10 protein-coding genes are annotated in these 8,970 nt (G+C 62.7%); 9 read left to right on the top strand and 1 reads right to left on the bottom strand.

The genetic code is table 11. The features are described from left to right. Positions 1-223: 223 nt before the first annotated feature. The 5 genes from P1T08_09175 to P1T08_09155 are packed head-to-tail and all read left to right on the top strand — an operon-like array spanning position 224 to position 3,761. Complete coding sequence (locus tag P1T08_09175) at positions 224-448, top strand: DUF3499 family protein (protein MDF1596255.1); 225 nt, start codon at positions 224-226, stop codon at positions 446-448. Between the two features lie 6 nt (positions 449-454). Continuing rightward, positions 455-724, top strand: a complete 270-nt coding sequence (locus P1T08_09170; GenBank protein MDF1596254.1) for a hypothetical protein — start codon at positions 455-457, stop codon at positions 722-724. Positions 725-752: 28 nt separating this feature from the next. Beyond that, on the top strand, positions 753-962 hold the full coding sequence (locus tag P1T08_09165) for a hypothetical protein (protein ID MDF1596253.1): 210 nt from the start codon (positions 753-755) through the stop codon (positions 960-962). A 22-nt stretch (positions 963-984) separates the two neighbouring features. Beyond that, the gene (locus P1T08_09160) at positions 985-3,306 is read left to right on the top strand and encodes a hypothetical protein (protein MDF1596252.1); all 2,322 of its coding nucleotides are present in this window, start codon (positions 985-987) and stop codon (positions 3,304-3,306) included. 20 nt (positions 3,307-3,326) lie between these two features. Beyond that, positions 3,327-3,761, top strand: coding sequence for a GtrA family protein (locus tag P1T08_09155; GenBank protein ID MDF1596251.1), 435 nt, complete (start codon positions 3,327-3,329; stop codon positions 3,759-3,761). Here the strand turns inward: P1T08_09155 and P1T08_09150 are convergent. Then, complete coding sequence (locus P1T08_09150) at positions 3,710-4,417, bottom strand: glycosyltransferase family 2 protein (GenBank protein MDF1596250.1); 708 nt, start codon at positions 4,415-4,417, stop codon at positions 3,710-3,712. The genes P1T08_09155 and P1T08_09150 overlap by 52 nt on opposite strands. Positions 4,418-4,494: 77 nt before the next feature. Between P1T08_09150 and manB the strand changes: the two genes are divergently transcribed. From manB to P1T08_09130, 4 genes are all read left to right on the top strand, one after another. Continuing rightward, positions 4,495-6,015: a phosphomannomutase/phosphoglucomutase gene (manB, locus tag P1T08_09145; protein ID MDF1596249.1), complete on the top strand. Its 1,521-nt coding sequence runs from the start codon at positions 4,495-4,497 to the stop codon at positions 6,013-6,015. 8 nt (positions 6,016-6,023) lie between these two features. Continuing rightward, a complete protein-coding gene (locus P1T08_09140; GenBank protein ID MDF1596248.1) occupies positions 6,024-7,001 on the top strand; it encodes a bifunctional phosphoglucose/phosphomannose isomerase in 978 nt (325 codons plus the stop codon). 11 nt (positions 7,002-7,012) lie between these two features. Beyond that, positions 7,013-8,260 carry an adenosylhomocysteinase gene (ahcY, locus tag P1T08_09135; GenBank protein MDF1596247.1) on the top strand — a complete coding sequence of 416 codons (1,248 nt, stop codon included), beginning with the start codon at positions 7,013-7,015 and terminating at the stop codon, positions 8,258-8,260. 136 nt (positions 8,261-8,396) lie between these two features. Beyond that, positions 8,397-8,963, top strand: a complete 567-nt coding sequence (locus P1T08_09130) for a hypothetical protein (GenBank protein ID MDF1596246.1) — start codon at positions 8,397-8,399, stop codon at positions 8,961-8,963. The last annotated feature ends 7 nt before the right edge of the window (positions 8,964-8,970 follow it).

Below are 8,970 nucleotides of genomic sequence, written 5' to 3'. Positions count from 1 at the left end.
GTGAGCCGTGAGCCGTGAGCCGTGAGCCGTGAGCCGTGAGCCGTGAGCCGTGAGCCGTGAGCCGTGAGCCGTGAGCCGTGAGCCGCAAACTCGCAATTGCCAATTGCCAATTGCCAATTGCCAATTGCCAAAAGCCCCAAAATGACAAAATCGTCTTACTCGCGAACCGGCACGTAAGACGAAATCCTTGGTGGTAGGCCGTCGAGCGCCTAGGTTGGCCCGCATGATTGGATCGTGTGCACGATGTGGAGCGCCGGCGGCGTCGATTATGTCTTACAACTATGGGGAGCGGGCGATCTGGCTGGACGACATCGGCGATGGGTTTCAGCCCGGCGCCGGATACCTGATGTGCGGCCAGCATTCAGATCGGATGACCCCACCACTCGGTTGGACGCTCACCGATCGCCGGACGGCTGCTCGTTTGTTTGCTCCGCTCGAGGTTGCCTGACGCGTCGTGGCGCTCGACCGGGACCTCATCGACGCGGTTCGAGATCTCGACGAGCATGAACTTCGCCGCTTGTTGATCCTTGCGACAGCTCACCTCGAAAGGACAGGGGTGCTGCCTCCCGGGACACAGGCGGACGTCAAACTTCGCCAGCAGCAGGTCCGCTGCGGCAAAGCGAACTGCACCCGCTGCCCGCACGGCCCCTACTGGTATGCCCACTGGCGCGAGGATGGTCGACGGAGGAGCCGTTATGTCGGGAAGTTGCTCGAGGAAGGGTGAGATTGACGGCAGAGGGGACTAACATTCTGTGCCGTCGGTTCAAGGGAAGGACATCTCCAACGTGCAGTGCCCCGGGTGCGGTGTCGATGAAGTGATCGAGATCCATCAGAAACTTCCGGATGGAACGGAAGTGGATTTCTTCTCGTGCCATAAATGCGATGAGAAGTGGTGGGACCGTGACGGCGAATCCCTAGATCTGCGCGACGTTCTCGAACTCGTTCGGAAGCCGCGTTCCTGAGCGCGGCCGGTAGCCTCCCGGCATGACTCAATCGGGTCGTTCGCCCGCCACCGCATCGGACTCCACTCCCAACTGGGTCCCGCTCGTCGGAGTCGGCATCGTCAGCCTCCTGATCCTGGGGGTGATGCGACCGGATCTCATCTTTGCGGCCAACACCCCTGCGGGTGGCGACATGGGTGCACATGTCCTCGGACCCGCATTCCTCAGGGACGTGTTGTTGCCATCCGGGCAGATCATGGGTTGGAGCAATAGCTGGTTCGCCGGGTTCCCGATCTTCTATTTCTACTTCCCGCTTCCCTCCCTCGTCATCGTGTTCCTCGATCTTGTCCTCCCGTACGGGATCGCCTTCAAGATGGTGACTGTGGCCGGTCTGCTGGCGACTCCTCCGGCGGCGTACTTTCTGGCTCGCTCAATGGGACTCTCCCGTGCTGTTGCCACCGTCGGGGGTGCGGCCGGGGGCAGTTTCGTATTCATCGAGAGCTTCACGATCTACGGGGCGAATATCGCTTCCACCCTGGCCGGTGAGTTTTCGTTTTCGTGGTCGTTCGCTTTGTCGCTCCTCTACTTCGGACTTCTGATCCGCGGCCTCAAAGACGATCCATCTTTGCTCCCTGTTGCGGCGTTGGTGCTCGGGCTCACAGCACTCAGTCACGTCATCACCACGATCGTGATCGTGTTCGCAACTCTGCCGATGTTGATGTGGAGACGGGCGGCCGGACGCATTGCGTTTACCTGGATCGCCGGCTTCGCGGTGGCAGGGTTCTGGGCGTTGCCTTTGCTGGCGAGATTCGGTTTGACCGCCGACATGGCCTGGTCGCCGCTCACCAGGTGGGACGAGTTGTTCCCGGTTGAAATTTGGCCGATCGTTCCCCTGGCGGTGGTCGGCATGGTGTGGGCGGTGCGGAAGACCGCCAGGGCCGTCCCGGTCGTCGGGTTGACCCTGATTCCGTTGATCTACTTCTGGTTGCCGGTGGCTTTCGCCGAGCAACCATGGAAACTCTGGAATGGCCGGCTCCTTCCATACTGGTTCTTCGGGTTGTCGTTCTTCGCAGGTCTGGCAGTCGGTGCTCTGATGGTGGGGCTCGCCAGGCGGTTGCCGAAGCAACTGGCCCTCTGGCAACCGATCACGGCGGTGGTCACCATCGCCCTCCTCATGGCGGCCGGTGCCTTCTCCGGCCGGCCGGGGAATTCCGGGATTGCCTTGATCGTGGCCGGGGTCGTGGCGCTGGCAGCTTTGGCCGCCATGGTGTTCGCTCTCGAGGTTCGCACCGCGATCGTGCTGGTGCTGGCCGGCTCGGTGGGCTTCGCCGGGGCTGGAGGCCTCGGCATAGCCTTTCTCTCCGGATGGGCGACCTGGAACTACTCCGGCTACGAGAGCAAGGCGCCCTGGCCCGAGTACGAAGCGCTGATGGAGACGATCGATACCCTGCCCGACGGGCGGATCCAATGGGAGGTCGATTCCGACTATCTGGATCAATACGGCACCTCGATGTCGCTGATGCTGTTCCCCTATTGGTCGGATGGGCATCCCTCGATGGAGGGCCTGTTCTTCGAGTCCTCGCTCACGACCCCGTTTCACTTTCTCAACGCCGCCGAGATGAGCAGGAAGCCGTCGAACCCCATCCCCGGACTCAACTACCACACCTTCGACTTCGAGCGAGGTGTCGAGCACCTCGAGATCTACGGCGTGCGCTACTACGTTGCTTTCAGCGAGGAGGCGTTGGCCGAAGCGGCCGCACTGCCGGAGGTTTTCGAAGAAGTGGCCGCCAGCGGCCCATTCCGTGTGTACGAGCTGCCCTCCCACGACCTGGTCGAGGTTGCCACCCATGAACCGGCCGTCTACGCGGATGGACGGGGCGGAAGCCTGTTTGCCAAGGTGCTCGGCGTTCCCCTCTCCATCATCACCGGCGAGGAACGCAAATCGCCGTTCGGGGACCTTGCCTTCGAGTGGTACGACGATATCGATCTTCTCGACCGCTGGGTCACTGCGAATGGTCCTGCGAACTGGCCCCGCATCGACGGGCTCGATGAACTACCGCTCGTCCCGATCGGCGAGCATGCTCCGGCAACCAACGTGCAGATCACCGACGACTCGCTCTCGTTCGACACTACGGCGATCGGAGTGCCCCATCTCGTCAAGATCTCATACTTTCCGAACTGGACGGCCGAAGGGGCCGATGGGCCGTACCGGGCGACACCATCGCTGATGGTGGTCGTACCTACCGAAGGGCATGTGGAGCTCCGGTTTGAACGAACCTGGGCCGAGTGGATCGGGATCGTGCTGACCGTGGTCGGTCTGGCCATCACCTTGCCGTTCGTGTGGCGCAGGGCGACCGCCAAGTGAAGCGGTACCTGCAGAGTTTCATGAACCGGGAATCCCTCGGGCAGTTCATCCGGCTGGCGGTGGTGGGCGGGTTCAACACGATCATCGATTTTGGAATCTTCAACGTGTTGCTGCTGGTCCTTCCCAACGAGCGGTGGGAGGCGTCGGTAGCCGTCACCATCTCGTACGTAGCGGCCACCGCGCTGTCGTATGTCTTGAACCGGCGGTGGACTTTCAAACTCGACGAAGGCTGGGGGTCTACCCGCGAAACAGGTGTCTTCTACGTGGTGAACATCCTGTCACTGGCCGCCACATTGGCGATCGTCGAAGGGGCGCAGCTTCTGTGGGGGCCTCTGACCGTGCTGCAGCTCAACATCGCCAAATTCTCGGCCGTAATCGTGATCTTGTTTCCGAAATATGCCGGTTACCGGGATCTCGTGTTCCGGCGCTCACTCGAGAAGGACCGGCGGAGCTGAAGAAGGCCCTTGAGGGTCCTCGGCACCCGCTTGACGAACGACGACCTCGTCTCTCGTAGCTCCTCGACCACGATGGGCACCTCGGTAATGCGGTGCCCTGCCATCTCTGCCCTCAATACGAGTTCGGTGTCGAACAAATCCAGGGTGCGCGTCGTCATGGGGACGAGCCGGGTGACCACCTGGCCCCGGAACCCTTTGATCCCGTGGGTGTCCGACACCCGGGACCCGAAGAGCGTTTGTAGCAGCAGATTGAAGGTGCGTGTCCCGGCCCTCCGCAGTGCAGAGCGCCGATCATCAGAGCCGGGTGCGCGTTTCGAGGCGATGACGACGTCGGCGTCGATGTCGAAGAGATCGCGGATGAATGGAACCGAGAAGTAGTCGATATCGAAGTTGACGATCCAGTCGGCTTCGGCGGCAGCCAGGAACCCCTCCCGCATCGCCGCCCCGTAGTCGGGTTGGGGGAGCGAAAGCACGAAGACAGACGAGCCTTCTAGTCCCCGTGCGATCGCAAGGGTCTCATCGGTCGAGCCGTTCTCAACTAGGTACACAGAAACGTCGGCCTCGAGTTGCTCGAGTTCCGGGCGCAACCGAGCCCAGGCGGTAGCCAGGAAGCCGGCTTCATTGTGGATGGGGATGACAATCGAGACACTGACCATTGGCGAGGGGAGTTTAGGCGGGAGAGAAGGGTCCACTTCCGTGCCGTACAATCCGGGCTCAACGCGGAAAGGACCGTATGAGTGATTTTGAGATGATCTTCAAGGCATACGACATTCGGGGCCGCACCGACACCGGTGACCTCGACGCAGAGGGAGCCCGCCGTATCGGCGCGGCGTTTGCGTCGTTCGTCTCCGCCGATCGGATCGCAGTTGGTCGCGATTGTCGCGCATCGTCGCCGAGCATCGCCGGTGCGTTCATCGAAGGAATCACAGGTCAAGGTGTCGATGTGCTCGATCTCGGAGAGGTTGCTACCGACACGGTGTATTACGTATCCGGTCGCGAGGAAGTCCCGGGGGCAATGATCACCGCCTCGCACAACCCTCCCGAATACAACGGCATCAAGCTGTGCCGCGCCGGTGCTGCACCCGTGGGGCACGATACCGGGCTTCAGGACATCCGGGCGATGGCGGAAGGTGAGTTGCCGGTTGCCGAAACACCCGGGTCGGCCGCCGACTTCGATGGTTTGTCCGGATATATCGAGCATCTGTTCTCGATCGTGAACGGACCGGCCATCGGAAACCTCAAAGTGGCAGTCGATGGCGGCAACGGGATGGCAGGAGTTGTGCTTCCGGCGGTCTTCGCTCGCATCAGCGCAGATCTGGTCCCGTTGTATCTCGAGCCGGATGGGACCTTCCCGAATCATCCGGCCGATCCGCTCAACCCCGACAATCTGGTCGACCTGATCGCGTTGATGGAAACAGAGGGCGCCGACCTCGGCGTTGCCTTTGACGGCGACGCCGATCGCGCCTTCTTCATCGACGACCAGCGCCGACCGCTGTCGGGGAGCACGACAACGGCGCTGATCGCCAAATGGTTTCTGGCACGGGAACCCGGGGCGACCATCGTCCACAATCTGATCACGAGTCGAGCGGTGCCCGAGGTCGTGATCGCCGCCGGTGGAAAGCCGATTCGCACCCGCGTCGGCCACTCGTTCATCAAGCAGATCATGGCGGAGACCGGCGCCATATTCGGCGGCGAGCACAGCGGCCACTACTACTTCCGTGACAACTACCGGGCCGACTCCGGCATGCTGGCGATGCTGGTGCTCCTTCAAGTGCTGTCCGAATCGGGGCAATCTCTCTCGCAACTGCGCACCGAAGTCGAGCCGTACGCCGCATCCGGGGAAATCAACCTCTCCGTTGCCGATCAGAATGCGGCGCTGGTCACCGTCGAGCGGAAGTTCGCCGATGGCGAGATCGACAAGACCGACGGGCTGACGGTGTCGTGGTCGGACCGGTGGTTCAACCTGCGGCCGTCTAATACCGAACCGGTCTTGCGCTTGAACGTGGAAGGGGCAGACGCGGCGATGGTGGACCGCATGGTGAGCGAAGTCCGCACTGTGATCGAGGGCAGCCCGTCGCCTGCCGGGCTCATCGCTCCAGAGCTCAAGGCCATCCTGGTATGTCCGAAATGCCATGGGGATCTCCGCGAGGACGTCGGTGCCTCCAAACTCGAATGTCTCGACTGCGGGCTGCGGTACCCCGTTGAAGATGGCATCCCCGTCATGCTGATCGATGAAGCCGAGCAGCCGCGCTGATGTGGGCCATGATCGAAAGCCTTCCGGACCAGTACCGGTGGGCGTCCGAACTCGAAGCTCCCACCATTGCCCCGGCTTCGACCGTGCTCGTATGTGGGATGGGGGGGTCCGGGATTTCCGGGGATTTCGTTCGCGTCGTTACGGCGGCAGAAGGCGTCGACGTGCGGATTCACAAGGACTACGGACTGCCTGCCTGGGCTGAGCACGTGCGACCGGTGGTCGTTGCCGTGTCGTACTCGGGGAACACGGCAGAAACGCTCTCATCGGTCGATGCTGCCCTCGACTACGGCTTGCCGGTGGCAGTCGTGGCGACGGGCGGCGAGTTGACCCGCGTCGCCGGTGCGAATGATTTGCCAACCGTTCGTGTTCCGGCCGGGATGCAACCCCGGGCGGCGCTGGGATACCTCGTCGGGGCAGTATTGAGAATCGTGGCGGCCGCCTCGCCGCTCGGTGATCCGGTTCCGATGCTCCTTGAAGCGGGGAAGGAAACCGCCGACCTGCTGGGCGTTGAGCGGGCTGGTCCCGGTCACGATCAGGCCCGTCGAATTGCGGATGCCCTCGCCGGCCGTCTGGTTGCCGTCTGGGGGTCGGCCGGCCCAACCGAGGTGGCCGCCCAACGGTGGGCAAAGCAGTTCCACGAGAACGCCAAGACGCCGGCCTACTGGTCGATTGTGCCGGAGCTCAACCACAACGAGCTCGTTGGTTGGGCCTCCTCGCACCATGGTTTGAGTAGCACAACAGGACTCGTAGTCTTGCGGGACCAGGGTGAAATGCCTGAGATTTCGCGCCGATTCAGGCTGACGGCCGACTTGGTCGGCCCGACCGTCCAAGCGGCCGTTGAGGTGTGGACGACCGGTACCTCGGTGCTGGCGCGCTCCGCCACGGCTTCGCTCATCGGTGACCTCGTATCCGTGTACGTGGCCGAGGCAGCGGGGATCGACCCTGTGCCCGTCGACATTTTGACCGAGCTAAAGAACCGATTGTGAAGGATCAACTCATGGATTTCGATATTGCAGATCCGGCCCTGGCCGGTGCAGGAGCCAGACGGATTGCCTGGGCGGGCCGGAGAATGCCCGTGCTGGAATCCCTGCGAGAGCGGTTCCGCGCCGAACGCCCGCTCGAGGGCCGGACCGTGGCGGCCTGCCTTCACGTGACGGCTGAAACGGCCAACCTGATGCTGGCGCTGCGGGACGGTGGCGCCAACGTCCTTCTGTGCGCCAGCAATCCGCTCTCCACGCAGGATGACGTGGCGGCGGCCCTCGTCGAGGACGGCATTCCGGTCTTCGCGGTGCGTGGTGAGGACCCCGACCGGTACTACCGGCACATCCACGCCGTGCTCGATGCCGAGCCCGACGTGACTATGGACGATGGGGCCGACCTTGCCACCATCCTCCACACGGAGCGCACCGAATTGAATCCGATTGGTTCAACCGAGGAAACGACGACCGGTGTGATTCGCCTGCGGGCGATGTCGAAAGACGGGACGCTCCGACTGCCGGTGGTTGCGGTCAACGACTCGGCGACGAAGCACCTCTTCGACAATCGCTACGGCACCGGGCAATCGGCGATCGACGGCATCCTCAGGGCGACCAACGTGCTGCTGGCCGGATCGACGGTGGTCGTCGTCGGCTACGGCGATTGCGGGCGCGGTGTCGCCGACCGGTCCTCGGGGTTCGGAGCGAAGGTCGTCGTGGTTGAGGTCGATCCGATCCGTGCGCTCGAAGCTGCGATGGACGGCCATCAAGTGTTGACGGCCGATGATGCCGCGGCGACCGGCGATATTTTCGTTACCGTGACGGGGAACAAGCATGTTCTAAGGGGCCGTCATTTTGAGCGGATGAAGGATGGCGCCATCCTTTCCAACGCCGGCCATTTCGATATCGAACTCGACCTGGCGGCACTGGCGGCGATGGCCGTGGCGCGGCGGCCGGTGAGGGAGAATCTCGAGGCATTCGACCTGGCCGACGGCCGGAGCCTGTTCGTGGCGGCGGAGGGCCGCCTCGTGAACCTCGGGGCTGCTGAAGGACATCCGGCCGATGTGATGGATATGTCGTTTGCCAATCAGGCAATGGCTGCCGAGTGGCTGATCGTCAACGCGGATACCCTGAAACCTGAGATCTACACGCTTCCCGAGCATCTAGACGCAGAAGTAGCCACGATCAAATTGGCCACCATGGGATGCGGCCTCGAGCAACTCACCGAAGAACAGAAGCGCTACCTCGCCTCCTGGAACGAAGGGACCTAGACGCGAGTCACTGGTCGCGAGTCGCGGTTCTGTCCCAAGGGGGCGATACGGTGCCGTCATGATCTGTTTGGCATGTCGCAGTTGGAGTTCCGGAATCGTCTGCGAAGGCTGCTCGCAGTGGACGAGATGGGGTGGGATGCAACGGCTGCCGGCCGGCCTGATTGTCCGTTCTGCGTTTGTGCACGAGGGCACACCGCGCAGGCTGGTCCACCGACTCAAGTTCGAGGGTCTGTTCCCTGCTGCAGAATGGCTGGCGGCTCGCATGGCCCCACTGATCGAAGGGTTTTCGGGGACGCTGGTCCCCATACCGAGGACGGGTACCCGACGACTTCGTTACGGGGTCGATGCGGCGCTCATCCTCGCCCGCGTTCTGGGGCGGGTGACGGGGAATCCGATTGGACGGGCCGTGCGTGCGCCGCTGTGGACGCCAAGTCATACGGGTCGCGGCTCGGCTCGACGACGTCCCCCGATGTTCTTCAGCAAAGCAACAAACCAGCCGATACTTCTCATCGACGATGTCATCACTACCGGCTCGACCTTGCAGTCGGCCGCGGGAGTCTTGAATGGGATGGTCGTCGGCGCCGTAACCGCCACACGCGCGGTGAAAGTGACTAGTCTCTTGAGTGAGGAGTATCCCTGGTTGGTGAGCCAACCGGAACTCCCAGGATCGGAGGTAGAGCGTGGAAGTTCGAGTCCGCGGTAGGAACACC

This window comes from Acidimicrobiia bacterium (genome assembly GCA_029210695.1).
GTDB lineage: Bacteria > Actinomycetota > Acidimicrobiia > Spongiisociales > JAHEDJ01 > JAHEDJ01.
Note: the sequence above shows the minus strand (reverse complement) of the source record. Positions and strands in the feature narration are given on the sequence as shown.